The sequence below is a fragment of the Thiomicrorhabdus heinhorstiae genome, from assembly GCF_013391765.2.
Taxonomy (GTDB): Bacteria; Pseudomonadota; Gammaproteobacteria; order Thiomicrospirales; family Thiomicrospiraceae; genus Thiomicrorhabdus; species Thiomicrorhabdus heinhorstiae.
This window is the reverse complement of record NZ_JACBGI020000001.1, coordinates 1-25,621: the sequence shown is the minus strand read 5'-3', so window position 1 is coordinate 25,621 and position 25,621 is coordinate 1. Positions and strand designations below refer to the sequence as shown.

Genomic DNA, 25,621 nt, shown 5'->3' with positions numbered 1-25,621 from the left:
CAACCCCAGCAGTCAAATCAGGTCTCTGTTATGTCGCAACGTACACTCTATAGTTTCCCCCTTTCCGGTAATGCCTATAAAATCCGTTTACTTTTATCCATGCTCGAACTTGACTATCAACTGGTTAATATCGATTTGACGAACGGTGAAAACCTCACGGAGGAATTCATTACCCTCAACCCTCGCGGGCAAGTTCCGGTATACAAAGATGGGGAAAATGTTATTTGGGATTCGATGGCTATTCTTTTCTACCTGGCGCAGAAATATGGCGATGGGAAGTGGTTTCCGGAAGATGTACAGGAAGCAGCTCGGGTAATGCAATGGCTGGCGGTTTCCGAAAATGAATTGTTATACGGATTGGCCAGAGCACGGGCGACCTTACTGCTCGATCGCCCCTTTAACCTGGCGCAATGCCAGACGGAAGGTCGATCCGGTTTGTCGATCATGGAGCAACATCTGACATCGAATCTATGGCTGGCGGCAGATAAACCGACTATTGCCGATATCGCCTGCTATCCATATGTGTTGATGGCGCCGATGGGTGAAATCAGTCTGGACGACTATCCGAATGTTCAAGTATGGCTGGAGCGATTTGCCGCCCTGCCCGGCTGGATTGCCATGCAGCAATAAACAGAATAAACAGCGGGAATGCAATTCCAGCTTTAACCGGGCGAAGTCAGTTTCAGTCCGATAATTCCGATGACAATCAAGGCAATGCTCAGCATGCGGATCGCATTCATCGGTTCCGAAAATAAAATAACACTCAAGATGACCGTCCCGACCACCCCGATTCCGACCCAAACGGCATAAGCTAGGCCGACCGGTAGATACTTCATAACCCAACCGAGCAGTACCAGGCTCACCAGCATTGCCACTATGGAAAGTGCACTCGGCCAGAATTTACTGAAACCGTCTGCATATTTCAAGCCGATTGCCCAGCCGACTTCCAGTAATCCCGCCAAAACTAAAGCTACCCATGCCATCTAAATCGAACCCCAAAATAATAAAAAAGATTTCCGCAATCTTACCGCAAACCACCGTATCACTTTAACCAAAAATAATATTTTTTTACTAAAAGGAAAAATAATTCTGGATTTAATCCTCCTTCTGAACAGTCATTTACTGTCATCAAACGAAAACCCGCTATACAGCTGAGAGGTAATACGATGAGGTAATCGGCTTTAAGGCGATTCAGCCAAATAACATCCAATTATGCTAAGATGCCATACTTTCAAGTGATTTAAGACCACATTTAAGACAAAGTAAGGAAGATAAATGTCCGAAAAATACACTAGCTCGGCTGACATTGTCAGCTATAGTTTAGGGCGCCAAATGGGCGACCAGTTTGCCTCAGATCCGTTCGACGGCATGAATCCGCAGGCGATCGCCGAAGGTATCATTGACACTCTATCCGGCAAACCAAGTCCTTTCAGCCAGGATGATCTTCAGAAAGCCTTTCAGGAAATCAATGATGTGATGCAAGCCAAAGCAGCCGAAAAAGCACAGAAAGCAGCGGCGGAAGGTGAAGCATTCCTGACTGAAAATGCCAAAAGAGACGGTGTCATCGTTACCGAGTCCGGTTTGCAGTATGAAATTATTGTCGAAGGAAACGGAGAAAAACCATCAGCTGAGTCGGTCGTATCAACCCATTATCACGGTACACTGATCGATGGTACGGTCTTCGACAGCTCGGTTGAACGCGGACAACCGGCGCAATTCCCGGTCAATCGCGTCATTGGCGGCTGGACCGAAGCTCTGCAAATGATGCCGACCGGTTCAAAGTGGAAATTGTATATCCCGCATAATCTGGCTTACGGCCCGCAGGGTTCAGGCGGAACCATCGCCCCTTATTCAGCTTTGGTTTTTGAAGTAGAACTGTTGGAAATCGTCAGCTAAGCATTCTCTAACATCTTCTGAATAGCGAAGCTTGATTCCCAAGTTTCGCTACCCTCTCTGAAAACTCTTCTTCAAACCACTTGAAATCCAATCTCATCGTCAGCATAAAAGGGCTTCCCGCAGCCGTTTTTTTGTTATCTGAATAAAAATCTTGCTGCCTTCAAATTCCCCCTCTAAGGCAATCATATGAGAGAAATTAAATTTCCATTTTTGGAACATATTGGCGCAGCCCTCAAAGACTTTCATAAAGGATCAGCTGAAGTTGAACTACTTGTTCAACCCTACCATCTACAGCATTTGGGGTTTGTACACGGCGGTGTTATATCGACACTGATGGATAATACCGGCTGGTACGCAGCGGTTTCAAACCTGGACCCGGGATTTACTTCAGTCACAATGGAAATCAAAATCAACTACCTAAAACCTGCCTCGGGGAAACATCTGCTTGCTTCCGCCGAAGTCAAAAGACAGGGACGAAAAATCTCTTTTGTCACCATTGAACTGCATGATGAGGGGCAACTAGTCGCTTACGCTACAGGCACCTATGCAATATTACCGGAAGCAATCGATGGGGAATGAGATAGGCAAGGGAAAAACGTTAAAGCCGCCTTTCTGCGGAGGTTTTAGTCTTCTTTAAAAGCCATAAAGATAAAACCGGATTATAAACCGGCTTCTTGATAGCTCTCTGCCTATTTATTTCTGGTGATCACCATCAGAATAAAAGCAACAGCGAAGATCCCGAAAAACAGTAGCAGCGAAAAATCGAATTTCATATTTTCCTCCCTCGCTATAGCGATATTGCGCTTCGATATCCAATACCGAACTGCAAATATTTTATAAACCGCCGCCGTTAAGCCAGGACTTCCTCTACCCTTTGGCGTAGTTCTGGCAGGAGTTCTTCCTCAAACCATGGATTCTTTTTTAGCCAGATATTATTTCTCGGGCTCGGATGCGGCAGAGGGATTTTATCAGGCCAGTAATCCTGCCAGTTTCTAACCAGATCGGTTACCGACAAACCCGTTTTACCGAAATGATAATCCTGAGCATAACGCCCGATTACCAGCGTCATTTCTAACCGATCCATCCTCTCCAGCAACTTCTGACGCCAGGCAATCGCACATTCAGGTCTTGGCGGCAGATCGCCGCTTCGTCCGCTTCCCGGATAGCAAAATCCCATCGGCAAAATCGCAATGCTCTGCGAATCGTAAAACTGCTGCCGATCAATTCCCATCCACTCACGCAGACGATCTCCGCTGGCATCATCGAAAGGAATACCCGAAGCATGCACTTTTCTTCCCGGTGCCTGTCCGGCGATCAGAATTCTGGCATCCGGATGATATTGCAGCACAGGCCTCGGTTCGTGCGGCAAAGCTGCTTCACAAATCCGGCAATGACGGATTTCTTCCAATAGAACAGCGGTCGGTATCATTCCGGCAATCCCTATTTCTTCGCCAGCCAGCGATCAAGTTGATTGGCAAAGGCCTGACGGTCTTTTTGATTCAAAGCATCCGGTCCACCGGTTTGAATACCGCTTGAGCGCAGGGTTTCCATAAAATCGCGCATATTCAAACGCGCACGGATATTACTTTCGGTATACAGCTCACCACGCGGATTGAGGGCTAAAGCCCCTTTGGCAATCACTTCCGACGCTAGTGGAATATCGGCGGTAATGACCAGATCTCCGGCATGGCATTGCTGGACAATCCAGTTATCGGCGACATCGAATCCGGATTCGACGTGTCGAAACTGCACCCACTTGGAAACCGGCACCCGCATAGCGTGATTGGCTACCAAAGTGAGCAAGGTTTGCGTGCGGTTGGCCGCTTTGAACAGAATCTCTTTAATCACTACCGGACAAGCATCCGCATCAACATATATCTGTTTCATGATTTTAATTATTTCTCATGTTTTCCGGTTAGACGGTAAATATCACCGGCATCGGTGCCAATATAAATTTTTCCCGAAGCATCCACCGCCAGACTGCGGATACGCTGTTGTATATTCTGCAAATAGCGGGTTTCTTTAACCGCTTGCAGCTTTTCATCCAGTTCAACCCGATTGAGGTGGCGCAATTTAAGCGCCCCGGTTAACAAACTTCCCTGCCACGCCTTGAACTCGCCACCACGATACAGCAACAGGTCGCTCGGCGCGATCGAAGGAATATACACCTTAGCCGGCTCCTGCATTCCGTTTTTATGTTTGACGCCGACATCGATATCCGCGAAATACTCTTGCCCTTGAGACACGATCGGCCAACCGTAGTTTTTACCTTTTTCGATCAGGTTAATCTCGTCGCCCCCGCGCGGTCCATGTTCGATTTCCCACAATTTTCCGCTGACAGAATCATAAAACAGCCCCTGCGGATTGCGATGGCCGTAACTCCATATCTCGTCGCGTGCCTGCGAATTTCCGACAAAAGGATTATCTTCCGGCACCGAGCCATCCATGTTCAAACGAATAATCGTTCCGATGTGGTTACTTAAATCCTGTGCCGGCGAACGCAGTCCCCGGTCTCCGATCGAAAAAAACACATGTCCTTTTCCGTCAAAGGCGATGCGACTGCCGAAATGAATATTCCGCAAGCTGGCCGAATCTCCGACTAGCAGATCCTGCCAATCGGTAACGGAATCCTCGCCAAGTTTCGCTCTGGCCAAAGCAGTTTGTGCCTGAAGCAATCCCGGTTTGCTATAGGTAAAATAGAGCCAGCTGTTTTTCCGGAAATCAGGAGGAACCGCCACGTCCAATAAACCGCCTTGTCCTTGAGCGTGAACCTCCGGCAGTCCCTGCAACCAGGAAACTTTATTGCCGTTTAGATCCAGCACCCCGAGCCAGCCGTCCCGTTCAGTAAAAATCAGCCGTTGGTCATCGATAAAATCCATTCCCCAAACTACGCCGAGATTTCCAACCAGCTTCTCAAGATGCAACGACATTTTTTCGGAGCCGTACGCACTCAGGCAAAAGCATAACGAAAAGAGGATAAAAGGCATAATCAGACGCATAATCGACTCCTGCTTAAAAGACCTGTCTTATCGTGTACAGCATAAAGCAAAAACCTTAGCGGATTGACTAAAACCCACCCCCGAAAAGCGAAACCAACGGGTTTCTGCCATCGTGATAACCGCAACCACAGATTGCCATACGCCTTGCAGGCTGCGTATAATCGCAACATTGTTGTGAGCGGAGTCGACATGCAGGAATTTCATAGCCTCATCCTTATATCCGGCGGTCTTGGCCTCTTCCTGTTAGGCATGATTATTATGACCGACGGCTTGAAAAAACTTGCCGGCGATCAAATCCGTTCCGCACTGTTTCATTTTACGCAAACTCCGACATCCGGGGCCCTTACCGGAGCCATCAGCACTGCCATAGTACAATCTTCCAGCGCAACAACTGTGGCTGCGGTCGGTTTTGTCGGTGCAGGCCTGATGACTTTCAGCAATGCCCTCGGCGTAATCTTCGGCGCCAATATCGGTACGACGATGACCGGTTGGATGGTCGCCCTGCTCGGCTTTAAATTTTCCATCGATACGATCGCCATGCCGATTATTCTAGTCGGGGTTCTGTTGCGCCTGTTTTCGAAGGGGAAAGTAGCGCAAACCGGCTTGGCGATTGCCGGTTTCGGTCTGATATTCGTCGGTATCGAGACCATGCAAGCCGCCATGGCGGGAATGCGCGATTTTATCGATTTTTCCCAGCTACCGGCAAATAATCTGATCGGCCAACTTCAATTGCTCGTTTTAGGCCTGACCTTCACCTTGATCACTCAATCTTCCAGTGCCGGTGTCGCCGTGACCCTTACCGCCCTTTTCACAGGCATGATCGAATTCGAGCAAGCCGCCGCCCTGGTTATCGGGATGGATGTAGGAACGACCGCCACGTCAATCATCGCCACAATCGGCGGTACGGTCGGCGCCAAACGCACCGGATATTCGCATGTATTTTACAACTTGATTACCGCCATAATGGCCCTTATGCTGATCACGCCCTACACACTTGTATGGGAGTATTTGGCTCCCGGCAGTTTACAGCAGAATGCGGAAATCGCTCTGGTCGGCTTCCACTCTCTGTTTAATCTGCTCGGAGTCATTCTGATCTTGCCGTTTACCAAGCAGTTCGCCAATCTGATGTATAAACTGGTTCCGCAGACCGGCAGCAATTATATCGATCGCTTGGACAAACAGCTCCTGCAAACGCCGGAACTGGCGTTGACCGCGGCGCAAAACACCCTTCTGGACTTGATGCGTGCCCTGGTTAACGAATTGAATTATTTAACCGGCAAACAACCGCTGAAAACGTTCCATTCGGATTTAACGCAATTACAGCAGGATCTCGATCAAACCCAGTACTATCTGGATGCCATTCATCTCAACCAGAACGAAAGTCACTTGTGGAAACGCCTGATTTCGATGATTCATATGCTCGATCATCTGCAAAGACTGCATGAACGCTGCGAAGAAGAATCCGACCGGGCCAAGGCAAGCAAATTGTTCCCGACTTTGCAGCCGACATCCAATCGCATGGCCGAGGATATTGAAAAGCTGTTACAGCAGATTTTGCAAGGGGATTGGGCCGCTACTTTGAAGCTCACCGAAGAGCTGAACCAGTTCATCGAGCGCGACGCCGAATTTTATCGGCATAAAATGGTCGATCGCATGGGGCAAGGCGAAATCAGTGCCGATCAATGCTGGGACTCGCTGGAAGCGATCCGCTGGATGAAACGGGTCAGCAATCACCTCTACCGAATCAGCTATCATTTGCAGCAGATGCTTTTAAGCTCGGGGAAATAAAGAAATAAACTTCTGGGCCGAGCTCTTCCCAAAAGTGCTACGCGATCTGCAAATGACTGAGTTTCAATTCAATCAAAGAATCCAGCACCCGATCCGCCATCTGCCGCATAGGCTCATGATAATGCAATTCGGAAGGAACCCCTATGACTTGCATTCCCGCGGACCTTGCCGCCATAGCCCCGGTAGGAGAATCTTCCAGAGCCAGTGCAGCGGATGCCTTAACATTTAAGGTCTGCAAAGCCTGCAGATAAATATCCGGTTGCGGCTTACCGGCTGTTACCTGCTCGGAAGATAGAACACAGCTGAAAGCATCGCGGCAACCTAAGCTGGAAATAACGGTTCGACACAAACGTATCGGAGCGTTCGAAGCCAAACCGATTTTGATTCCTGACTCCCGACACAAAATCAAAGCCTCGAAAAAACCCGGTTTGGCGATACAGTTTTGCTGCAACAGAGAATCGACTTCTTCGATTACCGCCATCTCGGCCTCACGCTTACTGATGCTTTTCCATGGCGACAACTCATACCAGTAATCGGTGACCGCTTTAGTAGTCAGGCAAGCCGTCTCACGCTGGTTTTCATCGGTAACGCTGCATCCCAGCGAAGAAAAGACGTTTTTCTCCGCCTGTTTCCAATGGGGCTCCGAATCCACGATCAGACCGTCCATATCGAAAATGACTGCTTCAATTAACTGCATAATTAACGCTCATAGTGCCTAATCGAGCTGCGTGTAAGCAAGTTTAAGGTGTTGATACAGCTTGTCGCCGGAAAAGTTCGACATCTCGCGAATGATCTCAAACATCACCACATTGTCTTCCTTTCCGTCCCAAACCTTAATATAGGTTCCCTCTTTGTAACCGTGATCCTGACGAAATTTGTTCAACACGTTTTTCGCCATATACAACTGATAGAGTTGGGCAAAATCCAAAGCGGCGACGGCGCAGGAATCAAAAAAGCATCCAAGCAGTTTTACAAGATAATCTTCGTCAACCGGGTCTGTTTGCAAAGCAACCGTCATCATCGCTTCATGCATCGCTATCTTCTGCATCAGTTGCGAGTCCCTATCGACAGCGTCCTTTTGACTGGCGGCATCTAAAGCGGCAATCAACAGTTCGGCTGCCTGATCGATCTCAAACTTCTCCAAAGCCAGACTCAAAATGAAATGCCAGATGTCGACCAACTCGACGCGGACATTTTCCTCGTCCACTGCCGCATCGACACTTTTCCAATGCTTCCACGGATAGCTGTCGATCAATTCCGCGGTTTCCATGTAAATACAGCGGCGCCAATCGATTGTCTTACCTAGTTGAGTTAGGCCAGAGCGCCATTCGGCACCGTTCGTCGCTACGTTTAACGCGCTCTGCATTTGCAGCATTTCACGAATGAATTCACTCGAATTTTGACTTTGCATACTTTTGTTACAACCTTTATAAAACTTCCGACCGTTCCAAACCCTTGCCGATCGAGAATCCTTTGACTGAAATATCAAGAGGCACACGATAGCAGATCCCCTGCTTTTTTTACACCTGTGGCACTATATCGATCCGCTATTTCTAATATTGAATTCTCTTTTTGACTAACTGTTCGAATCGCAAAGACCGTTCACACTTCGCCCAGCGTAAAAAAACAAAAAAGTGATAAGATAGCCGGAAAACAATAATTAAAATCTCGCCAAGAGCACCTCATAGATGAATATTGAACACTACTCGATTTTTCTGATTACCACTCTATTGCTGGTTATGGTTCCCGGCCCGTCGGCAATGGTCGCTTCGGCGCAAGGCGCATCGCTGCAATCCAAAAAAGCATTTATCGGGGTTCTAGGCATCGCTTCGGCAGACATCGCTTTCTTCGCCCTGTCGGCAACCGGTATCGCAACGCTTATTATCGCCTCGAGTACCATGTTTATGGTGATTAAATGGCTGGGCGTCCTGTTTCTGATCTATCTCGGCCTGTCGGTTCTGTTCAGCAAATCCCCGGCAATCAAATTCGACGGTCAAAAAACCGATGGCAAGGCCTGGAGTCTGTATACGCGCGGATTGATCATTCAATTCGCCAATCCGAAAGCCTTGATGTATTTTTCCGCCCTGCTACCGCAGTTTATCGATCCGGACAAACCGCTGACTCAGCAAATTCTGATTATGGGATTCAGCCTTTTCCTGGCGGACCTTCTGGTATACAGCTCCTATGCTTTTATGGGCTCTTATCTGGCTAAACAAAAATTAAAAAGCTGGGCGGTCGGACTGATCAATAAAACCGCCGGCACGGCTCTGCTTTACACCGGTTTTAAAATGGCGCTTCTGGATAACCGCCATCCGTAAGACAGCTGCCTGTTTTAGCAAGGCAATTAGCTAAGCAAGACCAGATTTGGAATAAATTTATTCATCTGCAGATGAAAAAAATCAATCTAAACAAGAATAAGCTTGATTAACATAAACACCTCTCGACTAAACTCAAAACAGGATGTTCTCATGAAGTTAGAATCCATTGCCTTGCATACCGGTTATCAATCGGAACCAACCACCAAAGCCGCCGCCGTACCGATTTATCAAACGACTTCCTATACCTTCGACGATACGCAACACGGCGCCGATCTGTTCGACTTAAAAGTTGCCGGCAATATCTACTCGAGAATTATGAATCCGACCAATGCGGTTTTGGAGCAGAGAGTCGCGGCCATGGAAGGCGGCATCGGCGCCTTAGCGCTTGCTTCCGGTATGACGGCAATCACCTATGCCATTCAGGCGATTACCCAGGCAGGAGAAAATATCGTCAGTACCAGTCAGTTGTACGGTGGAACCTATAACCTGTTCGCACACACCTTCCCGCGTCAGGGTATTGAAGTGCGCATGGTCAAAGCCGATGACTTCGACGGTTTCGAAGCGGCTATCGATGAAAAAACCCGTGCTATTTACTGCGAGTCAATCGGCAACCCGGCCGGTAATGTGGTCGACTTGGAAAAACTGGCTGAAATCGCCCATCGCCACGGTCTGCCTTTAATGGTCGACAATACGGTTGCTACGCCTTATTTATGCCGTCCGTTTGATCTGGGAGCCGACATCGTTATTCATTCACTGACCAAATACATCGGCGGCCACGGAACCACGCTGGGCGGAGCGATTATCGATTCGGGGAAATTTGACTGGGCTGCGCATGCAGATCGTTTTCCGGTTATGAGTGAGCCGGATCCTTCCTATCATGGTGTCAGCTATACCAAAGACATCGGTGCGGCTGCCTATATCGCCCGCTGCCGTGTCGTACCGCTGCGCAATACGGGTGGAGCTCTATCTGCACAAAGCGCTTTCCAACTGATGCAAGGTCTGGAGACGCTTGGATTGCGTATGGAAAGACACTGTGAAAACACCTTTAAGGCTGCGGAATATCTGAAACAGCACCCTAAAGTGTCCTGGGTGAACTATGCCGCACTTCCTGACGACAAATACCATGCCCTGTGCCAGAAAATCACCAACGGCAAAGCCTCCGGTATTCTGAGTTTCGGAATCAAAGGTGGCCGTGAAGCCGGCGCACAGTTTATCGATGCACTGCAAATGATTTTAAGACTGGTTAATATCGGCGATGCCAAATCTCTGGCCTGTCACCCGGCAACCACAACTCATCGTCAGTTAAATGCTGAAGAACTGGAAAAGGCGGGCGTTTCCGAAGACCTGGTTCGTCTTTCGATCGGAATCGAGCACATTGACGACATTATTGCCGACATTGAACAAGCACTTGATAAGGTCAGTGTGTAAAAAGACTTCGATAAAGAATAAAACGTTCAACTGCACGCTGTCATAAAAAAACCGCGATAATCGCGGTTTTTTTATTTTCAAAATCCTTCAGGATTCAGAGAACAGCGTGTCTGCTACCTGAAACCCAGATTTATTTCAGCAAGCAGTTTTTAGCGAACTCGGAAGCTTCATTTGCAGTCCATTCACCTTTTGGTTTTTCTTTCATCTCGGCACACCACTCATCACTGCCCACTTCTGCAGAACAACCGGCCATAAAAACTGCCGAACCAAATAAGGCCGAACCCAACAAAATTGCATACATTGCTTTCATATTCTCTTCCTTGTTTTGAACATCGCTCTCAATAAGCTCTATAACTATATCCGAAAAAAAACGCTGTAAAAAACCAACCGTTGCTTTTCGTACCAGGAATTTTATTGATTGACGTCAATTTCCCTGTTTTTAAACTCCTAATCCATTCTAAAGCCTGTTGACAATACTCTTTTTCATGTAAAAATGATTCTCATTAATACAAAATCATCTTTTATTAAAATACACGAGGAGAACATCATGTCTGTAGCCAATCAACTTAAAAGCATCCAAGCCAACGCCCACGCCTACTACCTGCAACTGCACCAGGTACACTGGTTGGTTCAGGGATCGCGCTTTCAAGCGATGCACGAAATGACCGAAAGTTACTATGAACGCATGTCGGAATTATATGATGATGCCGGCGAACGACTTTTGCAAAAAGGGCTGCTACCGATTTTAAACCAAAAAGAGCTGTTACAAGCTTCCACTATCGCCGAGCTGACAGCTACTCGCTTCAATGAAAAAGACGTATTGGAATATGTTGAAGCAATGCTTAATCATTGGTCTACAAGCTTTAAAGCCCTGGCTGCAGCGGCGGAAGACGAAGATGACAGAGTCACTACCGCCATGGCCGACGGACAACTGGAAACTCTGGAAAAAGACATCTGGATGCTGAAAGCCACTAAAGGCGAAGCGGCTTACCTGTAAACGACTGATCGCGTCTTTTTTGTCTGCCTCAATTCATCGTAATGATAATTGAGGCGGCCTTTCATAAGACCTCTTAATATTATCGCCGGGCACTCGGCAAAATCTTAGCTATAATCACCATTGATTTAATATACTGCTAAGAAATTCCATGTCATTGATACAACCTGCCAACAAACCTTTCGCACCATCAAGTGAAGAAAACAAACACGTCATCCTGCAAGCCATTCAAACATATTTAGACAACCGAAAAACGGTTCTGGAAATCGGTAGTGGTACCGGACAGCACGCGGTCTATTTTGCCGAACAGATGCCGCATTTAATCTGGCAGACTTCGGATCTGCTTGAAGCCCACTCAGGCATTCAACAATGGATTGCCGACTCGGGATTAGAAAATGTCATGCCTCCTATCCTGTTGAACGTTTCGGAAGATAACTGGCCGACATCCCAATACGACGCCATTTTCAGTGCCAATAGTTTTCATATTATGGGCAAAAACAACGTTGAGGATTTCTTTGAATATGTCTCTAATGTATTGAACGACCAGTCCATTATTATGATTTACGGCCCTTTCAACTACAATGGACACTACACCAGCGACAGTAATGCCCGCTTCGATCAATGGCTGAAACAGCGCGATCCAAACAGCGGCATCAAAGACTTCGAATGGTGTCACCAACTCGCCCAGAAAGCAGGACTATCTCTGCTGAACGATATCCCGATGCCGCAAAACAACCGTATTCTGGTTTGGCAGAAGTAAAGTAACTGGATTCCCGCCGATACACTTATTACGTAATTTTAATCCGTAAGAATTCACGTAGCTTATACAGCCGGCGCTTTGCATATTTCCTTTGGCTTGAATAGTGCTACTGTGAGCAATACCTCCAATTCAAACGATGGAAGAACATAAAAAATGGTGTCATTCGATTTTAGTAAACCGAGTATTTTGCGGAATATGTTCCTGACCTACACAGGTGCGGGACTGTTGATGGGGTCTGTGTTCCCGTTGTTTGCCAGCCTCTTCGTCAATTTCAAAGAAGGCATGCTGCTGTGGTTTGTGATTGGCTGTATCTTCGCAGGTATCTCGATCGGAATCTTTAACTACTGGCTATTGAAAGAGCGCCTTCTGAAACGTCTGATGCGAATCGGCGAGGTTGCAAATGCGATCAGCAAAAATGATATTTCTTTGAAATGTACACTGGAAAGTCATGATTTTATTGGAGATATGGCGAAGAGCTTCAACTTGATGGCAGCGAACCTGCGAGAGATGGTCAATCAGATCAAACAGGTAACGGACGAGCTAAACGAAGCTTCCGGCGGCATGATGTCAATCTCCAAAAACACCCATGACGGCGTCAATGCCCAGAAAGCAGGAACGGAAAAAGTTGCCGCCTCCATCAATAATATGAGTGACATTGCGATTGAAATGTCACGCAATACTTTGGCCGCCACCGAAGCCGCCAAGCAGGCCGAAGAAGCCACCGATGCCGGTACCGAAGTCGTCAACCAGACGATTTCATCGATTCAGGCGCTGGCGGAAGAAGTCGAACAAACCTCTACGGTTATTAAGAACCTGAAAGCCGACAGCGAAAACGTCACTTCGGTACTATCGGTGATTAAGGACATTTCCGAGCAAACCAACTTACTGGCGCTGAATGCGGCAATCGAAGCAGCCCGTGCCGGTGAACACGGTCGCGGATTTGCCGTGGTTGCCGATGAAGTTCGTGTACTGGCCGGAAAAACCCAGGAATCGGCAGTACAGATCGAATCGATTATCGCCCAGTTGCAAACGGTTGCCGATGAAGCGGTCACCGTTATGCATAACGGTCAAAAGCAAGCCTTGCAAAGTGTCCAGCAGGCAAATAATGCCGGCGATGCGCTGGCCGTGATTGCCGAAGCGGTCAAAACCATCACCCAGAAAAACCTGCAGACCGAAAAATCGGCCGACATGCAGAAACAGCAATCCGAGCAGGTGAAAGCCAATATGCAAGAGATTCAGAAGGTCAGCTACGATGTTGCCTTTGGTGCCGATCACACTGCGGATGCCTGCCAAAAAGTGACTGCCCACGCTGCCGAATTGCAGAAATTAATTCAGCAATTCAAAACCAAAACGGCTTAACCGCCGATTATTCCGCTACCAGAATAAAAAAGGTGCCTTTAAGGCACCTTGTCGAGTTGACCGGTTTTAAGCCAGACAACGAAACCCTTTCAATAATTTTTTACCTGCTCAATCCAATACGCCTTTTTCTCGGGTTCCAGAAAAGAAGCCTCAAAACTGTTTATTGCCAGTTGTTTCAATTGCTGATCATTCATCCGCAAACTTCGGCGCATGGCCGCAAAATTCTCGTTGATATATCCACCGAAATACGCCGGGTCATCCGAGTTAACGGTGACCGCCAAGCCTCTGTCCAACAACTGCAAAATATTGTGCTCGGCCATCGTATCGAACACTCTCAGCTTGATATTCGATAAAGGACAAACCGTTAACGGAATCCGTTCTTTAACCAATCGATCCATCAACGCTTCATCGTGAATACACTGTACACCGTGGTCGATCCGCTTAACGTGCAGCAAATTCAATGCGCCGGTGATATAACTCACATCCCCTTCCTCTCCGGCGTGCGCAACCGGAATAAAGCCTTCTTCAATCGCGCGGGCAAAAACACGCTGGAATTTTTCAGGCGGATTGCCCAGTTCGCTGGAATCGAGCCCGACACCAATAATCTGATCTTTGTACGGCAATGCCTGATCGAGCGTTTTCATCGCCTCTTCTTCACTCAGGTGGCGCAGAAAACATAAAATCAATTTAGAACTGATACCCAATTCGTCTTCACCGCGTTTTAGCGCCGTGGTAATACCGGACAACACGGTTTCGAATGCGATTCCCCGGGCAGTATGAGTCTGGGGGTCAAAGAAAATTTCTGTATGCACCACATTATCTTCTTTGCATTTAAGCAGATATGCCCAAGTCAAACTCGTAAAGTCGGATTCATCCTGCAAAACCGCCGCACCGGCGTAATAGATATCCAGGAAACTTTGCAGGTCGGTAAATTGGTATGCTTGACGGATTGCATCGACACTATCATAAGGCAAACTCACATGATTCTTTTGTGCAAGTTCCATCATTAGCTCGGGTTCCAAAGTACCCTCTATATGCAAATGTAACTCTGCTTTCGGTAGTTGTAGCATTGCGTCTTCCATAAACTTTACCTCTTATTATTGTTATTCGGTGACGTCCAAGTTCCTTTTCAGTATAGACAAAGAACGGACCGGAACGAAAGCTCAAAACCGCAAAATATCATTGCTGTGCCTTCTCAATCCCCCTTTCCGGCACGGATCTCCTAAAACCATTAACCTTAAATGAGTTATTCATAGTCGACTAAATAGCAAAAAGCCTGCAAAACGCAGGCTATAATGAGATTTATTTAAAATCCGCGAGAACCGATTAAACATGAAAGCATTGCTCCGCAAACTTTTCGCCCCGATTCTGAACCCTCTAGAGCATGGCGATGATGATTTCATTTACAAACCGTCCCACAGAACGATCCTGATCATTATGGGCGTGATTTTTTTCATCCTCTCCGGCGTCGCGCTGTTTTTCACCTTCAAGGTAGATCAGATGGTCGTTCTGATCCCGACACTGGTATTCGCGGCAATCGGTTTTGTCAGTCTGATCGTCGCAACAGTCGGAAACGATAAGGCCGTCTCAAAGATCTGGCGTAACCGTTAAACCTTTTCGTCAATCTCTTTCCCCTGGCGAAGAATTCTGTAAGACTACAATGTTCTTTTAAAGCGGGCTCTTGTCCGCTTTTTTCCAACGCAACGTTTTCATCAGCAGACTTTGTTTAGAGTAAAGTCATGCTTGATGACTTTATCTCTCCATCACTTAGCAGTACCATAAAATTTCATTCATTGCATAAACTATCGATTGAGTTCAGTCGATGATTTGAGTTTCACTCCACATAATCACAATCGTGAAAGGAGGTTGCGAATGTCTTATCAAATCAATGCTATCAGGCTCTTCAAATGGCTTCTGCCGCTGCTGACTTCACTGATATTGATCGCTCCAAATGCGATGGCACAGGAAAAAGCCTATCCGGACAATATCATCACCGTTCAGAAAACCAAAAATATCAAAATCGTCTACGACATCAACCAAAATGAGTCGGCTGCCGGTATCGGCAAGGGACTCTACTACGTGCGCGGCTTGCTCGAAGCCTACAAAAAACAAAACGTTCCGATGAAAGAGCTGCATATCAGCGTCGTCATCCACGGCGATGCCGGCTATTGGCTGTTAAATGAGGAGAAGTACCAGAACTTTACCGGCAATCCGTTTGACGTAAACCCGAATACCAAAGTCGTTCAGGAGCTGATCGATCACGGCGTCAGTGTGGAAATCTGCCATGTCACCATGAAAGCGCACCACTGGAAACCGGAAGATATTCTGCCCGGCGTAAAAATCGTTTTTGACGCCTATACCCGAATAATCGATCTGCAACAGCAAGGATACACTTACATTAAGTTCTCTTAAGCGGAGGCGAATCAAAGGGGGAGCGATTTTCCCCTTTGATTTTTCTTTTCAACCGCTCAACATCTGGCTAATCCACCCTTTACTGAACACGGTGAAAACTGCCGTTAAGTAATCGCCAGCCATTCAAAGACGATTTTTCTCAATCGATCTGAAGCAGTGTTAATAAAGCTATAAACGGCTAATCCGGCCACACGCGATTGGATCGCATGGGCGTAATTGTTTCGGCAACCTCTTCTACCGCTGGCGACGTTTTTTCCACCGGCGGTTTTGTTGGTGCTTTGGCTGGTGCTTTTCGGGTCGTTCTTCTTCTGGTTGTTGGCAGCGTCTTTGCCGTTACAGTCGTTTCGGTTGCTTCCCCGTCAGCATTTTCTTCGCTTGGATTTGTTTTTGCACGACGTACGCTGTCGGCTAATTTCGAACCGGTCGTCGCTCTGGTTGTTTTTGCAGTTGTCATACTACCTCCTCAATAATTTCATCTATCTCTTGCGCTGCGGTTTCACCGCGCTTGCCCATGCAATAAACGCTGAGACCTTCTACTGCGGCATTGCGATATACCGCCCGGCGACGCACGCCTCCCTGCAATGCCGGAATATCAAACTCTGCCAAAGCTTCTTTCATTGCGGTTGACAGTGCGCTGCGCGGTTCCAGCTGATTGACCACAATATAGGGTTTGAGGTTCCGGTTACGCAGCTTGGCGTGTTCAATCGCCTCCGCAATGCGGATACTGGCCCATAAATCCACCGGCGAAGGCAGTACCGGAATCAAAACCGTTTCCGAGAGATTCAATGCCGCTGGCATCACGCCGGTTTCCAACGTCGGCGGACAGTCGATAACAATAAAATCGTAATCCTTAGCAAACCGTTCCGCTTCGCGTGTCAGCTGACCTCCGACGGAAATCACCGATACCGGAAACGGCTTTTCATCCGAAGACAAACTGCTCCACTGACACGCCGAACCTTGAGGATCGGCATCGATTACCAGGACTCGACCGCGTTTTACCAGGCCGGCTGCAAAATTCATACTGAGGGTCGTTTTACCGGTTCCCCCTTTTTGATTGGCAATAGAAAAAATACGTGCCGACATGAAATCTTCCAAAAATTAAAACGTATCCGTTTGACCGTGGATCGGCCTCAGCCAACCGGAGTAAACGGGAACTATGAAAAATTTAAGTATTGCAGATTACAGACGGGATAGATTGCTTTCTTCTACTCAAAAAAACAATCGATCAGAAAGAAAAACCGGCAGGTTCTCTATAGGTGGCTTATGGATTATCGCAAAGAATGTCTGTAAATCGATAGACGGATCCACAGACTTCAAAAGAAAATAATGAGATGTCAGTTGCGCGAAAAATAATCGGCGCTTACAGAAGCGTGAAAATCTCTGCTTCGGGTAATCTCGATTTTGGCAGGGATGCATTAAAATCATCCTCGGTATGGTAGCCGAGAGCAACTACTGCCTGAGCACTATACCCTTTTTCGGTTAAGCCGAATTCTTCATTTAAAGCGGCCATATCCACGCCTTCGATCGGCACTGCATCCACACCCAATACACCGGCACCCAAGAGAATGGTTCCCAGATTCAGATAGACCTGCTTCTGCATCCAGCACTCGGTATCACCGAAAGTCACGCGATGCAGATCCGCATAAAATTGGCGCGCCTTGCGAACCCCTGCTCGGCTTTCAGGATTCGGAAAACGCCCGTCACTCTCTTCCTGATCAGTTACCTTATCCAGATAATCGTCTTCCATTTGCGTTTTGGCACAGAACAGGATCACGTGCGACGCATTGAGAATTTTCGGATGATTGGCGGCATAGGCTCCTTCCGCCCCTTTTGCCAAACGCATTTTGCCTTGCGGATTATCGGCAATAATAAAATGCCACGGCTGCGAGTTTACACTCGACGGACTGAATCGCAGCAGTTCTTTGATCTGCGCAAAGACTTCATCCGGAATACGTTTATTGCCATCAAACTTTTTAGCCGCATAGCGACGTTTGGCGATTTCAGCCAGATTCATCGGAAAACTCCTTCGTTGAGATTCATCATCATAATAGATTCATTGAGCACTATCATAGGTGATCAAGCTAAAGGCAGACAAGAATTAAAAGTTTGCAATAACGGTGATCTGACGGAAAACGAAAAGTACCCGGCCAACAAGGTGCATTGCATGTTTTTTATGATTCATTTGCACGCGTTATTACGGAAAACAACTCATACAAACATCATAAACATTCGCTAAGCCATTAAAAAAATTAAGAATTTTTACCAGAGCTATTGTAATTGCTCAGACGGATTTTTAGATACCTTGATCGTGCCGTTAATTTTTTGAGTGCTAACCTATGTCCACCAATCAACCTGAACCCGATTCTGCCGCAAAGCATACAAACAGTCATTTAGATCCTGAACTTAATGCCTTTTTCGACATTCTCAAACCGCTCATTCGCGAACCTTCGGTTGTCGGCAACGAGCACTCTTTCTTCCGGGTTCTTCGTCGCGAACTGGAAGAGCTCGACGTCGAGGTACAAAATTTTCACGGCGTTTTAGTCGCGCAAGGCAAACGCCCCAACGACCTCTACCTCTCGGCACATATCGACCGTCACGGCCTGCTGTGTACCGGCCCTAACGAATTCGAATATGCCGCCTTCATTGCCGCCAATCAGGGTGAAAACATGACCGATTCTGCTTCGGCCAACATGCTGAATCAGATTGAAAACCGCTTTCAAGGCGAAAGAGTCCAAGCCCATCTTCCCTATACCGGCACCTATCTCGGACAAGGCGTTATCACTCACGCCTATATCTGTCCACGGCGAAAAAACCTGATCTTCGAAGTGGACGGTCTCGATTATCTCCAGCCTGGAACCCCTATCTCCTTTCTGGACCGACTGAAAATCGAAAACGGGCTCATCTCCTGCCAACTGGACAATGTCGTCAGTGCGGCTTTAATCCTCTATCTATTCCGCAAAGGTTTTCAGGGAACAGGCCTTTTCACCGCCCAGGAAGAATGCGGCCGAAGCTGGCGATTTGCGCTCAGCTGGTTTAGACGGCAAGAAATCGAAACGCAGAGACTTTTAGTACTCGATACCAGTCCGTATGCTACACGTGAAGACGCCGATGCCCAACAGATCGTGCTACGTAGAAAAGACGCCAATGGACTATTTTCTGAAGCCATTACCCTGGAACTGGTCGAACACTGCGAAAAGCTGGGCCTGAGTTACGGCTTCAAGGACGAATACATCGAACGCCAGAACAAGACGCTTGGTCGCAGTCTACCTCTCGGCCGAACCGAACTTGGCCGGATTGCTTCGGCAACCGACGGCGCCATCAACGGTGCGACCCTACAAATCCCGACAACCGGCTACCACACCGCTAATGAAACCGCTTCGCTCAGTGCCATTTCCGGCATTCTTACCCTGCTGACCGACTATGTAATCTAGCTTCGATCAAACCAAACGACCTAAGAATCAAGCTGTATCGGTAAACGTCGATTACCCCATCTGCCGGGCTGTTCATTAAACACGCCGGCAATTTCGCAACCACAGTTTTTGCAGCAACCTTTATGCTCTGAATCCGTCGTTCCATCACAGCATTCGAGTTGCCAGTCGGTAATTTCATAATACTGACGTCCGATGAGTTTTTCGCCACAAGCCGGGCAATAGGTCGCTTGCCCTTCCGGATTAAAAACATTCCCTGTATAGACGTATTTCAGACCGGCCTGCATAGCGATCTCGCGGGCAATTTCCAGCGTCGATACTGGTGTCGGAGGATTATCCATCATACGGTAATCGGGATGGTAGGCACTAAAATGCAGGGGAATTTCATCGCCGCAATGTTCGATAATCCACTGGCACATCGCTTCAATCTCCTCAGGGGAATCGTTCTCCCCCGGAATCAACAGCGTCGTCAATTCCAGCCAGCAGTCGGTTTCGTTAGCGACATACTCGATGGTGTCCAATACCGGCTGCAGCTTGGCACCTGTGAGCTTTTCGTAAAACCGGTCGCTAAAGGCCTTCAAATCGATATTGGCGGCATCCATCCACTTAAAAAATTCCTTTCTCGGCTCCGCACTGATATAACCGGCGGTAACGGCGACGTTCTTAATGCCCCGCTCTCGGCATGCTTTGGCGGTATCGATTGCGTACTCGTAAAAGATAATCGGGTCGTTATAGGTATAAGCCACCGAAGAGCAGCCGTGGCTTTTTGCGGCTTCCGCCAGTGCCTGCGGTTCGGCCTGATCGAGTAATCTGTCCATATCGCGTGCCTTGGACATATCCCAATTCTGGCAGAATTTACACGCCAGATTGCAACCGGCAGTACCGAATGACAACACCGAACTTCCCGGTAAAAAATGGTTGAGAGGTTTCTTCTCGATTGGATCGATACAAAAACCGCTTGAGCGTCCGTAAGAGGTCAGCCACATGCGATCGTCCTTTCTTCCGCGAACAAAACAAAAACCGCGCTGCCCTTCATGCAGTTTGCATTCTCGGGGACAGAGATCGCACTGAATCAAGCCGTTATCCAGCGCATGCCAGTGTTCTACCGGCACGACCGAAGGATGGGCTAAATCGATATTTTTCATTTTTAATTGCCTTGAAAACTTGAAATCATGCATCTATATATGAGGATAACTTATTAAAATTTCAAGGAATGATTACGTGAATCATATCAATCATGTCAGACCTGCCGCAGTAGCCGGGCTGTTCTATCCCGCGGACGCTTCTCAATTGCATGGGTGGCTGAAGCAGGCGTTGGGAACGACCAATACCACTGCCGAAAATGACGATAAAAACCTCATTCCTCGTGCGTTGATTGCCCCACATGCCGGTTATATCTATTCCGGCGGTACGGCTGCCAAAGCATTTCGACTGTGGGCACAAGCCAGCGATCAGATCAAAACCGTCGTTGTCATGGGACCGGCACATCGTGTCGGTTTCTACGGCATGTCGACGGTCGATTTCGACGAACTGGAAACCCCTCTCGGTAATTTAAAACTCGCCACCGATCTGCGTGATCGCTTAATGAGCGCTTTCCCCTATCTGCGTTTCCACAATGCCGCTAACGAACCGGAACACAGTCTCGAAGTCATGTTCCCTTTTATCAAGGAGTTACTACCCGATGCAAAAGTTCTTCCTCTTTTGAACGGCAGTATCTCCGCCGAAGAAGTCAAAGATGTTCTCGCTTCTTTATGGCAAGAAGACGGCGTGTATTTTGTTATCAGCAGCGATCTCAGCCACTTCCACCCTTACGCGGAAGCCCAGGCTATCGACGCCGAAACTGCCGATATGATCGAATCGGGACAATGGCAAACGCTCGATGGTGAACATGCCTGCGGCTACAAGAGTATTCAAGGTTTACTGGCAATGAGTGAAGACGTGTCATTGCGCGTAGAGTCCATAGAACGAGTGAATTCCGGCGATACTGCCGGGAGTAAAAACAGCGTGGTCGGTTACGGTAGCTGGGCGATCTATCAAGAGACGGAGCAGAAGCAATGAAACTGGATAAACAGCAACAACGAAATCTGCTTTCGATCGCCAAACAAAGTATTAATCAAGCCTGGCAACTCGAGCCGCAAAGCGAATTTTCCCGATTCGCCGGAAAATATTTAGGTGATCAAAGCCTAAAGGAAGACGGAGCAAGTTTCGTTACTCTGGATAAAGCCGGACAGCTTCGCGGTTGTATCGGTTCACTCGAAGCGGTGCGCCCTCTAGCGGAAGATGTATTCCGTAACGCTTTTAGCGCCGCCTTTCATGATCCACGCTTCTCACCGCTGGAAGCGCATGAAACGGGACAGATCAAAATAGAAATTTCGACTTTGAGCGTTCCGCAAGCCATAGAAGGATGTGACAACAAGCAAACGTTGTTACAGCAGCTGCGTCCATTCGAAGACGGTTTGATTCTGACCGATGGTTTCAAACGAGCGACTTTCCTGCCTTCGGTCTGGGAACAACTGCCCGAGAAAAACGAATTTGTCGACTACCTGATGCGCAAAGGCGGCATGTATGCATGGAGCGATTCTATGCGCTGCGAACGCTACACCACCTTTAAGTTCTCAGCCGACTGGGAACAGATTGAAACCTAAAAAACTGCCTCGACGTTTAACTTGGAAAGCTTCTTACCTGAAGCTTCCCATTTTAACGAATCGTACTTCCTTGCCGTTTAATCGCACTTTGCAGAGTCTGGCTGCAAGGATTCTTGCAATTGTGCGATTTCGGCAAAGTCGGCATTGCGCCATTCACCCGGTTCTAATTCGCCAAGCGAGAAATGCATAATTTCGACTCTAATTAAGCGCTCTACCCGATTGCCGACACTCTTCACCATTCTTCTGATTTGACGGTTCAAACCCTGAATCAGCACAATTTCAAAGGCATTTTCGGCCAGTCGATGAATCGGACAAGGCAGAGTCCTCTGTCCCAATATTTCCACTCCCGCCGCCATCTGAGCCAGCGACGCGTCACAAATCGGCCTTTCCAGCCAAACCCGATAACGCTTCGGATGTTCAAACGACGGCTGCAAAATCCGGTTTACCCACTCGCCCTGATTGGTTAACAGCAACAAACCTTCGGAATCTTTATCCAGACGACCGACTACCATTAACTTATCGTCCAGCGGCAACTGACTGGGCAAGTTCCCTTCAACAGAACGATCATGCGTACAAACCACGCCCCGTGGCTTGTGGTAAAGCACGACCCTCATTTCAGGTTCCCCCAAAATCAACCGCCCATTGACAGCAATCTCATCTCCGTCGCCCACTTTTAGGCCAACCTCTGCCTTCTTACCGTTCACTGTCACTTCACCGGCAAGAATCAAACGATCCGCCTGACGTTTGGAACACACACCGCTTTGACTTAAAAATTTATTGATTCGCATGCTTATGAATCGACTCACGCCTGAAGCAAATTTTTAATTGCGCAAAGATGCGGTGATTCGTTTGGATTTGAGTAGAGAATCCAGTACATCCTCGATTGAACCGAAAGACAGATCACTGGCGATAAGCGTTTTTGTTGCACAGCCTTCTTCCTGCATAACCGCAATCCCCAAGGCAGCATTTTCAAGCATCAGAGCATCATTCGAACCATTACCGACCGCCACACAGCTTTGTGCTCCCAACTGATCGACATAAGCTTTTTTCTGCCGATCCTGATCCCGTTGGCCGATGACGGTGATCTGAATAAAATTACCCGAACAGGCTGCATGCACCGAACCGTGGGTATCTGCGGTAATCACATGGATCTGCAACTGCTGGGAAAGTTCCCGTAATTTAGACAGAACATTGGGTTTGACCATTCCGTCACAGGCGATCGTGCCGTTGTAGTCCAGTACCAGATGCTGCAATTGCAAAGTTTCGTTGCCAGGTATTTCAATCTGTAACATTTTTATCCCTGTTTGTATCTTGTTGAGGCCGCTTTATTATCAATTAAATCAGGACAAAATATAGGGATTATCCAAATAAAAAAGCCTGCGAAAGCAGGCTGAAGACATGATTAACCAAAATCGGATTCATTCGGAGCAGGCAATTTTCTCGTGAAGAATTAAGTTATTACCAGTCACTCGGCGCAACGCCGTTCTCCAGAAGATGCTCATTTATCAAGGTAATGACAAATTTCGGGGTAAATTCATCATGCGAGATATCTTCGATCCACTCGGGATTGCTAAAACCGCCGTACGCATCCGGTTCAAAATAGGCATAGCCGACCTTATATTCATCCCCGTAACGCGCAAACATCAAGATAAATTTCTTGGAATTCGCCTTGTTCTTCAATTCGCAAGTTCCGTTGTCATTGGTTTTAAAAACGATCTCAGCGGCATCTTCGCCTTTGGCATATTCGGCCATTGCCGATTGCACCGTTATATATAAATCATCATAGCTTTGAATCACAAGACTCTCCTGTAAGACATATTCCTGCCAATAATTATGAATGAATCCAGTCAAGATTTTAGCAATATCAATCATAGCAACTTATCGATATTGCAAATAGATACCACTGATCATCATCTATAAATCAAATAACGGTGCGCCGATTACAGCCCTGACTCAATAGTGGCTCTGTGCTAATAGACTCAATTAAGAGCACACTTACATGGGGGAATTAAACTGCAAAATACCAGAAGAAAATTCAGCGTTTTTATCAAAGCGAATAGGTAATCCGATATCGGTGAACAGAAAGCCGTACAATACACTCAATTTACGAGTAAGCTGCATATCCGTTATTCTCCGAATCGCTTTGCAATCCACTCATCCCAAACAGGCGCGATCATTCATCGCCCGCTTTATGTATTGAGACCGAATGAAATTTACCGAACTTGGCTTAAACGCACACATTACCCGAGCCATCAGCGACGCTGGCTACACCTCTCCTACACCGATTCAGGAACAAGCCATCCCGGCGATCCTTGAAGGTCATGATCTTATGGCTGCCGCACAAACCGGTACCGGCAAAACCGCCGCCTTTACCCTGCCGATGCTAGAAAGACTCGCCAAAGGTCGCAAAGCCAGATCCAACCAGGCACGCGCTCTGATTCTGACACCGACCCGGGAACTGGCTCTGCAAGTCAGTGAAAGCGTGAACACCTACGGTAAAGAACTGTTTTTAAGCTCCACGGTCGTATACGGCGGCGTCAAAATCAATCCGCAGATGCAAAAACTGCGTTCCGGCGTGGATATTCTGGTAGCGACACCGGGCAGACTGCTTGACCTTTATCAGCAAAACGCCGTGCGCTTCGATCAACTGGAAATGTTGGTGCTGGACGAAGCTGACCGCATGCTTGACATGGGATTCATTCGCGACATTAAAAAGATTCTGACACTGCTGCCGAAAGAGCGCCAAAATCTGCTGTTTTCGGCAACCTTTTCCGATGAAATCCGTGCTCTGGCAAAAGGCTTGGTGCAAAACCCGGTTGAGATTTCCGTTACCCCGAAAAACTCCACCGCGGAAACCGTCAAACAAAAAATTTATGTTGTCGACAAAGCGCAGAAAACCGCTTTGCTGATTCAGTTGATGAAAGATCATGCCTGGTATCAGGTATTGGTGTTCACCCGCACCAAACACGGCGCCAACCGCCTTGCCACCCAACTGGAAAAAAACGGCATTAAAGCCAGCGCCATTCACGGCAATAAAAGCCAGAATGCCCGTATTCGCGCATTGAACGAATTTAAAGACAATCAGCTGCAAGTCCTGGTCGCCACCGACATTGCCGCACGCGGTATCGACATCGATCTGCTGCCGCACGTAGTCAACTTCGATCTGCCGCACGTTTCGGAAGATTATGTTCACCGTATCGGCCGTACCGGCCGTGCCGGAGAAAGCGGAGAAGCCATTTCTCTGGTCTGCGCAGAAGAACACAAAGAACTGGTCGGTATCGAAAACTTGATTAACCAAATCCTGCCGCGTGAAATTGTCAAAGGCTTTGAACCGAAAAATCCGCTTAGCGAATCCAGATTAGGACTGAAAAAGAAAAAACCGAAAAAGCCTAAGAAACCGAAGGAGTGGCAAGAAAAATCGGCGGAGGAAAGCGGCAATGCCAGACAAACGGAAAAACCTGCCGAACAGCCGGCACAAGCTAAGCGACCGCCGCGCCGCCGTCCGAAACCGCAAGGACAAAATCCGCGAGGACAGAAGCCTCAAACCCAAAAACCTCAAGGAACAAAACCAAACGGTGAAAGTCCGTACAAAGG

At 47.7% G+C, this 25,621-nt stretch carries 31 protein-coding genes; 16 read left to right on the top strand and 15 right to left on the bottom strand.

Annotated features, from left to right (window positions below; all coding sequences use genetic code 11):
- Positions 1 to 30: 30 nt before the first annotated feature.
- Complete coding sequence (locus H8792_RS00155; protein ID WP_194947119.1) at positions 31 to 630, top strand: glutathione S-transferase family protein; 600 nt, start codon at positions 31 to 33, stop codon at positions 628 to 630.
- Between the two features lie 32 nt (positions 631 to 662).
- On the opposite strand, the gene sugE is transcribed toward H8792_RS00155, so the two are convergent.
- The gene (gene sugE, locus H8792_RS00150) at positions 663 to 983 is read right to left on the bottom strand and encodes a quaternary ammonium compound efflux SMR transporter SugE (RefSeq protein WP_194947118.1); all 321 of its coding nucleotides are present in this window, start codon (positions 981 to 983) and stop codon (positions 663 to 665) included.
- 292 nt (positions 984 to 1,275) lie between these two features.
- Between sugE and H8792_RS00145 the strand changes: the two genes are divergently transcribed.
- Positions 1,276 to 1,896, top strand: a complete 621-nt coding sequence (locus tag H8792_RS00145; RefSeq protein WP_194947117.1) for an FKBP-type peptidyl-prolyl cis-trans isomerase — start codon at positions 1,276 to 1,278, stop codon at positions 1,894 to 1,896.
- Between the two features lie 186 nt (positions 1,897 to 2,082).
- Positions 2,083 to 2,475: a PaaI family thioesterase gene (locus H8792_RS00140; protein WP_194947116.1), complete on the top strand. Its 393-nt coding sequence runs from the start codon at positions 2,083 to 2,085 to the stop codon at positions 2,473 to 2,475.
- 271 nt (positions 2,476 to 2,746) lie between these two features.
- Here H8792_RS00140 and H8792_RS00135 read toward each other — a convergent pair whose 3' ends face one another.
- From H8792_RS00135 to H8792_RS00120, 4 genes are all read right to left on the bottom strand, one after another.
- Complete coding sequence (locus H8792_RS00135; protein WP_194947115.1) at positions 2,747 to 3,325, bottom strand: uracil-DNA glycosylase family protein; 579 nt, start codon at positions 3,323 to 3,325, stop codon at positions 2,747 to 2,749.
- An 11-nt stretch (positions 3,326 to 3,336) separates the two neighbouring features.
- Positions 3,337 to 3,783 (bottom strand): YaiI/YqxD family protein, encoded by a 447-nt coding sequence (locus H8792_RS00130; RefSeq protein WP_194947114.1) that lies wholly within the window; start codon positions 3,781 to 3,783, stop codon positions 3,337 to 3,339.
- 8 nt (positions 3,784 to 3,791) lie between these two features.
- Positions 3,792 to 4,826 (bottom strand): PQQ-dependent sugar dehydrogenase, encoded by a 1,035-nt coding sequence (locus H8792_RS00125; RefSeq protein WP_228766850.1) that lies wholly within the window; start codon positions 4,824 to 4,826, stop codon positions 3,792 to 3,794.
- A gap of 96 nt (positions 4,827 to 4,922) precedes the next feature.
- Positions 4,923 to 5,099, bottom strand: coding sequence for a hypothetical protein (locus tag H8792_RS00120; protein WP_194947112.1), 177 nt, complete (start codon positions 5,097 to 5,099; stop codon positions 4,923 to 4,925).
- Between H8792_RS00120 and H8792_RS00115 the strand changes: the two genes are divergently transcribed.
- Positions 5,085 to 6,683, top strand: a complete 1,599-nt coding sequence (locus tag H8792_RS00115) for a Na/Pi cotransporter family protein (RefSeq protein WP_194947111.1) — start codon at positions 5,085 to 5,087, stop codon at positions 6,681 to 6,683. The genes H8792_RS00120 and H8792_RS00115 overlap by 15 nt on opposite strands.
- A gap of 37 nt (positions 6,684 to 6,720) precedes the next feature.
- On the opposite strand, the gene hxpB is transcribed toward H8792_RS00115, so the two are convergent.
- Both hxpB and H8792_RS00105 read right to left on the bottom strand, forming a co-directional pair.
- A complete protein-coding gene (gene hxpB, locus H8792_RS00110; RefSeq protein WP_194947110.1) occupies positions 6,721 to 7,380 on the bottom strand; it encodes a hexitol phosphatase HxpB in 660 nt (219 codons plus the stop codon).
- Positions 7,381 to 7,398: 18 nt separating this feature from the next.
- The gene (locus H8792_RS00105) at positions 7,399 to 8,094 is read right to left on the bottom strand and encodes a dUTP diphosphatase (RefSeq protein ID WP_228766849.1); all 696 of its coding nucleotides are present in this window, start codon (positions 8,092 to 8,094) and stop codon (positions 7,399 to 7,401) included.
- 277 nt (positions 8,095 to 8,371) lie between these two features.
- Here H8792_RS00105 and H8792_RS00100 point away from each other — a divergent pair, with 277 nt between their 5' ends.
- Together H8792_RS00100 and H8792_RS00095 are read left to right on the top strand one after the other, a co-directional pair.
- A complete protein-coding gene (locus H8792_RS00100; RefSeq protein ID WP_194947109.1) occupies positions 8,372 to 9,001 on the top strand; it encodes a LysE family translocator in 630 nt (209 codons plus the stop codon).
- Between the two features lie 150 nt (positions 9,002 to 9,151).
- On the top strand, positions 9,152 to 10,429 hold the full coding sequence (locus H8792_RS00095; protein WP_194947108.1) for an O-acetylhomoserine aminocarboxypropyltransferase/cysteine synthase family protein: 1,278 nt from the start codon (positions 9,152 to 9,154) through the stop codon (positions 10,427 to 10,429).
- A gap of 130 nt (positions 10,430 to 10,559) precedes the next feature.
- Here the strand turns inward: H8792_RS00095 and H8792_RS00090 are convergent, their stop codons facing one another.
- The gene (locus H8792_RS00090) at positions 10,560 to 10,739 is read right to left on the bottom strand and encodes a DUF3012 domain-containing protein (protein WP_194947107.1); all 180 of its coding nucleotides are present in this window, start codon (positions 10,737 to 10,739) and stop codon (positions 10,560 to 10,562) included.
- A gap of 237 nt (positions 10,740 to 10,976) precedes the next feature.
- Between H8792_RS00090 and H8792_RS00085 the strand changes: the two genes are divergently transcribed.
- From H8792_RS00085 to H8792_RS00075, 3 genes are all read left to right on the top strand, one after another.
- Positions 10,977 to 11,426, top strand: coding sequence for a Dps family protein (locus H8792_RS00085; RefSeq protein WP_194947106.1), 450 nt, complete (start codon positions 10,977 to 10,979; stop codon positions 11,424 to 11,426).
- Between the two features lie 148 nt (positions 11,427 to 11,574).
- A complete protein-coding gene (locus H8792_RS00080; RefSeq protein WP_194947105.1) occupies positions 11,575 to 12,183 on the top strand; it encodes a DUF938 domain-containing protein in 609 nt (202 codons plus the stop codon).
- Between the two features lie 153 nt (positions 12,184 to 12,336).
- Entirely contained in the window at positions 12,337 to 13,542 is a 1,206-nt protein-coding gene (locus H8792_RS00075; protein WP_194947104.1) for a methyl-accepting chemotaxis protein, read from the top strand.
- An 89-nt stretch (positions 13,543 to 13,631) separates the two neighbouring features.
- On the opposite strand, the gene H8792_RS00070 is transcribed toward H8792_RS00075, so the two are convergent.
- Positions 13,632 to 14,624 carry an adenosine deaminase gene (locus tag H8792_RS00070; protein WP_194947103.1) on the bottom strand — a complete coding sequence of 331 codons (993 nt, stop codon included), beginning with the start codon at positions 14,622 to 14,624 and terminating at the stop codon, positions 13,632 to 13,634.
- Positions 14,625 to 14,874: 250 nt separating this feature from the next.
- On the opposite strand from H8792_RS00070, the gene H8792_RS00065 reads away from it, so the two are divergent.
- From H8792_RS00065 to H8792_RS00055, 3 genes are all read left to right on the top strand, one after another.
- Positions 14,875 to 15,153 (top strand): hypothetical protein, encoded by a 279-nt coding sequence (locus H8792_RS00065; protein WP_194947102.1) that lies wholly within the window; start codon positions 14,875 to 14,877, stop codon positions 15,151 to 15,153.
- Between the two features lie 261 nt (positions 15,154 to 15,414).
- Positions 15,415 to 15,954 carry a DsrE family protein gene (locus H8792_RS00060; RefSeq protein ID WP_228766848.1) on the top strand — a complete coding sequence of 180 codons (540 nt, stop codon included), beginning with the start codon at positions 15,415 to 15,417 and terminating at the stop codon, positions 15,952 to 15,954.
- A gap of 206 nt (positions 15,955 to 16,160) precedes the next feature.
- Positions 16,161 to 16,424, top strand: coding sequence for a hypothetical protein (locus H8792_RS00055; protein ID WP_194947101.1), 264 nt, complete (start codon positions 16,161 to 16,163; stop codon positions 16,422 to 16,424).
- Here H8792_RS00055 and parA read toward each other — a convergent pair.
- Positions 16,405 to 17,037 carry a ParA family partition ATPase gene (gene parA, locus H8792_RS00050; protein ID WP_194947100.1) on the bottom strand — a complete coding sequence of 211 codons (633 nt, stop codon included), beginning with the start codon at positions 17,035 to 17,037 and terminating at the stop codon, positions 16,405 to 16,407. The two genes, H8792_RS00055 and parA, sit on opposite strands and share 20 nt — an antisense overlap.
- 277 nt (positions 17,038 to 17,314) lie before the next feature.
- On the bottom strand, positions 17,315 to 17,968 hold the full coding sequence (nfsB, locus tag H8792_RS00045; RefSeq protein WP_194947099.1) for an oxygen-insensitive NAD(P)H nitroreductase: 654 nt from the start codon (positions 17,966 to 17,968) through the stop codon (positions 17,315 to 17,317).
- Positions 17,969 to 18,290: 322 nt separating this feature from the next.
- Between nfsB and H8792_RS00040 the strand changes: the two genes are divergently transcribed.
- The gene (locus tag H8792_RS00040; protein WP_194947098.1) at positions 18,291 to 19,385 is read left to right on the top strand and encodes a peptidase M42; all 1,095 of its coding nucleotides are present in this window, start codon (positions 18,291 to 18,293) and stop codon (positions 19,383 to 19,385) included.
- Between the two features lie 20 nt (positions 19,386 to 19,405).
- Here the strand turns inward: H8792_RS00040 and amrS are convergent, their stop codons facing one another.
- Positions 19,406 to 20,527: an AmmeMemoRadiSam system radical SAM enzyme gene (gene amrS / locus H8792_RS00035; RefSeq protein ID WP_194947097.1), complete on the bottom strand. Its 1,122-nt coding sequence runs from the start codon at positions 20,525 to 20,527 to the stop codon at positions 19,406 to 19,408.
- A 76-nt stretch (positions 20,528 to 20,603) separates the two neighbouring features.
- Between amrS and amrB the strand changes: the two genes are divergently transcribed.
- Positions 20,604 to 21,440 (top strand): AmmeMemoRadiSam system protein B, encoded by an 837-nt coding sequence (amrB, locus tag H8792_RS00030; protein WP_194947096.1) that lies wholly within the window; start codon positions 20,604 to 20,606, stop codon positions 21,438 to 21,440.
- Positions 21,437 to 22,027: an AmmeMemoRadiSam system protein A gene (gene amrA, locus H8792_RS00025; protein ID WP_194947095.1), complete on the top strand. Its 591-nt coding sequence runs from the start codon at positions 21,437 to 21,439 to the stop codon at positions 22,025 to 22,027. The genes amrB and amrA overlap by 4 nt, the downstream gene beginning before the upstream one ends.
- Before the next feature lie 77 nt (positions 22,028 to 22,104).
- On the opposite strand, the gene H8792_RS00020 is transcribed toward amrA, so the two are convergent.
- The 3 genes from H8792_RS00020 to H8792_RS00010 form a co-directional block, all read right to left on the bottom strand.
- Positions 22,105 to 22,815, bottom strand: coding sequence for a pseudouridine synthase (locus H8792_RS00020; RefSeq protein WP_194947094.1), 711 nt, complete (start codon positions 22,813 to 22,815; stop codon positions 22,105 to 22,107).
- Positions 22,816 to 22,848: 33 nt separating this feature from the next.
- Positions 22,849 to 23,319, bottom strand: coding sequence for an HAD family hydrolase (locus H8792_RS00015; protein ID WP_194947093.1), 471 nt, complete (start codon positions 23,317 to 23,319; stop codon positions 22,849 to 22,851).
- A 166-nt stretch (positions 23,320 to 23,485) separates the two neighbouring features.
- A complete protein-coding gene (locus tag H8792_RS00010; protein ID WP_194947092.1) occupies positions 23,486 to 23,824 on the bottom strand; it encodes a hypothetical protein in 339 nt (112 codons plus the stop codon).
- Between the two features lie 409 nt (positions 23,825 to 24,233).
- Between H8792_RS00010 and H8792_RS00005 the strand changes: the two genes are divergently transcribed.
- Positions 24,234 to 25,621 (top strand): DEAD/DEAH box helicase (locus H8792_RS00005; protein WP_194947091.1); only part of this gene is annotated, 1,388 nt, incomplete at its 3' end.

Coding starts and splice junctions, on each gene's coding strand:
- parA (WP_194947100.1), bottom strand. CDS start 17,037: ATGTCGGCACGTATTTTTTCTATTGCCAATCAAAAAGGGGGAACCGGT.
- H8792_RS00130 (WP_194947114.1), bottom strand. CDS start 3,783: ATGAAACAGATATATGTTGATGCGGATGCTTGTCCGGTAGTGATTAAA.
- hxpB (WP_194947110.1), bottom strand. CDS start 7,380: ATGCAGTTAATTGAAGCAGTCATTTTCGATATGGACGGTCTGATCGTG.
- H8792_RS00060 (WP_228766848.1), top strand. CDS start 15,415: ATGTCTTATCAAATCAATGCTATCAGGCTCTTCAAATGGCTTCTGCCG.
- H8792_RS00065 (WP_194947102.1), top strand. CDS start 14,875: ATGAAAGCATTGCTCCGCAAACTTTTCGCCCCGATTCTGAACCCTCTA.
- H8792_RS00015 (WP_194947093.1), bottom strand. CDS start 23,319: ATGTTACAGATTGAAATACCTGGCAACGAAACTTTGCAATTGCAGCAT.
- H8792_RS00085 (WP_194947106.1), top strand. CDS start 10,977: ATGTCTGTAGCCAATCAACTTAAAAGCATCCAAGCCAACGCCCACGCC.
- H8792_RS00095 (WP_194947108.1), top strand. CDS start 9,152: ATGAAGTTAGAATCCATTGCCTTGCATACCGGTTATCAATCGGAACCA.
- H8792_RS00080 (WP_194947105.1), top strand. CDS start 11,575: ATGTCATTGATACAACCTGCCAACAAACCTTTCGCACCATCAAGTGAA.
- amrA (WP_194947095.1), top strand. CDS start 21,437: ATGAAACTGGATAAACAGCAACAACGAAATCTGCTTTCGATCGCCAAA.
- H8792_RS00125 (WP_228766850.1), bottom strand. CDS start 4,826: ATGTCGTTGCATCTTGAGAAGCTGGTTGGAAATCTCGGCGTAGTTTGG.
- H8792_RS00115 (WP_194947111.1), top strand. CDS start 5,085: ATGCAGGAATTTCATAGCCTCATCCTTATATCCGGCGGTCTTGGCCTC.
- H8792_RS00070 (WP_194947103.1), bottom strand. CDS start 14,624: ATGGAAGACGCAATGCTACAACTACCGAAAGCAGAGTTACATTTGCAT.
- H8792_RS00155 (WP_194947119.1), top strand. CDS start 31: ATGTCGCAACGTACACTCTATAGTTTCCCCCTTTCCGGTAATGCCTAT.
- H8792_RS00055 (WP_194947101.1), top strand. CDS start 16,161: ATGGGCGTAATTGTTTCGGCAACCTCTTCTACCGCTGGCGACGTTTTT.
- H8792_RS00040 (WP_194947098.1), top strand. CDS start 18,291: ATGTCCACCAATCAACCTGAACCCGATTCTGCCGCAAAGCATACAAAC.
- H8792_RS00145 (WP_194947117.1), top strand. CDS start 1,276: ATGTCCGAAAAATACACTAGCTCGGCTGACATTGTCAGCTATAGTTTA.
- H8792_RS00105 (WP_228766849.1), bottom strand. CDS start 8,094: ATGCAAAGTCAAAATTCGAGTGAATTCATTCGTGAAATGCTGCAAATG.
- H8792_RS00090 (WP_194947107.1), bottom strand. CDS start 10,739: ATGAAAGCAATGTATGCAATTTTGTTGGGTTCGGCCTTATTTGGTTCG.
- H8792_RS00120 (WP_194947112.1), bottom strand. CDS start 5,099: ATGAAATTCCTGCATGTCGACTCCGCTCACAACAATGTTGCGATTATA.
- H8792_RS00075 (WP_194947104.1), top strand. CDS start 12,337: ATGGTGTCATTCGATTTTAGTAAACCGAGTATTTTGCGGAATATGTTC.
- H8792_RS00140 (WP_194947116.1), top strand. CDS start 2,083: ATGAGAGAAATTAAATTTCCATTTTTGGAACATATTGGCGCAGCCCTC.
- H8792_RS00135 (WP_194947115.1), bottom strand. CDS start 3,325: ATGATACCGACCGCTGTTCTATTGGAAGAAATCCGTCATTGCCGGATT.
- nfsB (WP_194947099.1), bottom strand. CDS start 17,968: ATGAATCTGGCTGAAATCGCCAAACGTCGCTATGCGGCTAAAAAGTTT.
- H8792_RS00100 (WP_194947109.1), top strand. CDS start 8,372: ATGAATATTGAACACTACTCGATTTTTCTGATTACCACTCTATTGCTG.
- sugE (WP_194947118.1), bottom strand. CDS start 983: ATGGCATGGGTAGCTTTAGTTTTGGCGGGATTACTGGAAGTCGGCTGG.
- H8792_RS00020 (WP_194947094.1), bottom strand. CDS start 22,815: ATGCGAATCAATAAATTTTTAAGTCAAAGCGGTGTGTGTTCCAAACGT.
- amrS (WP_194947097.1), bottom strand. CDS start 20,527: ATGAAAAATATCGATTTAGCCCATCCTTCGGTCGTGCCGGTAGAACAC.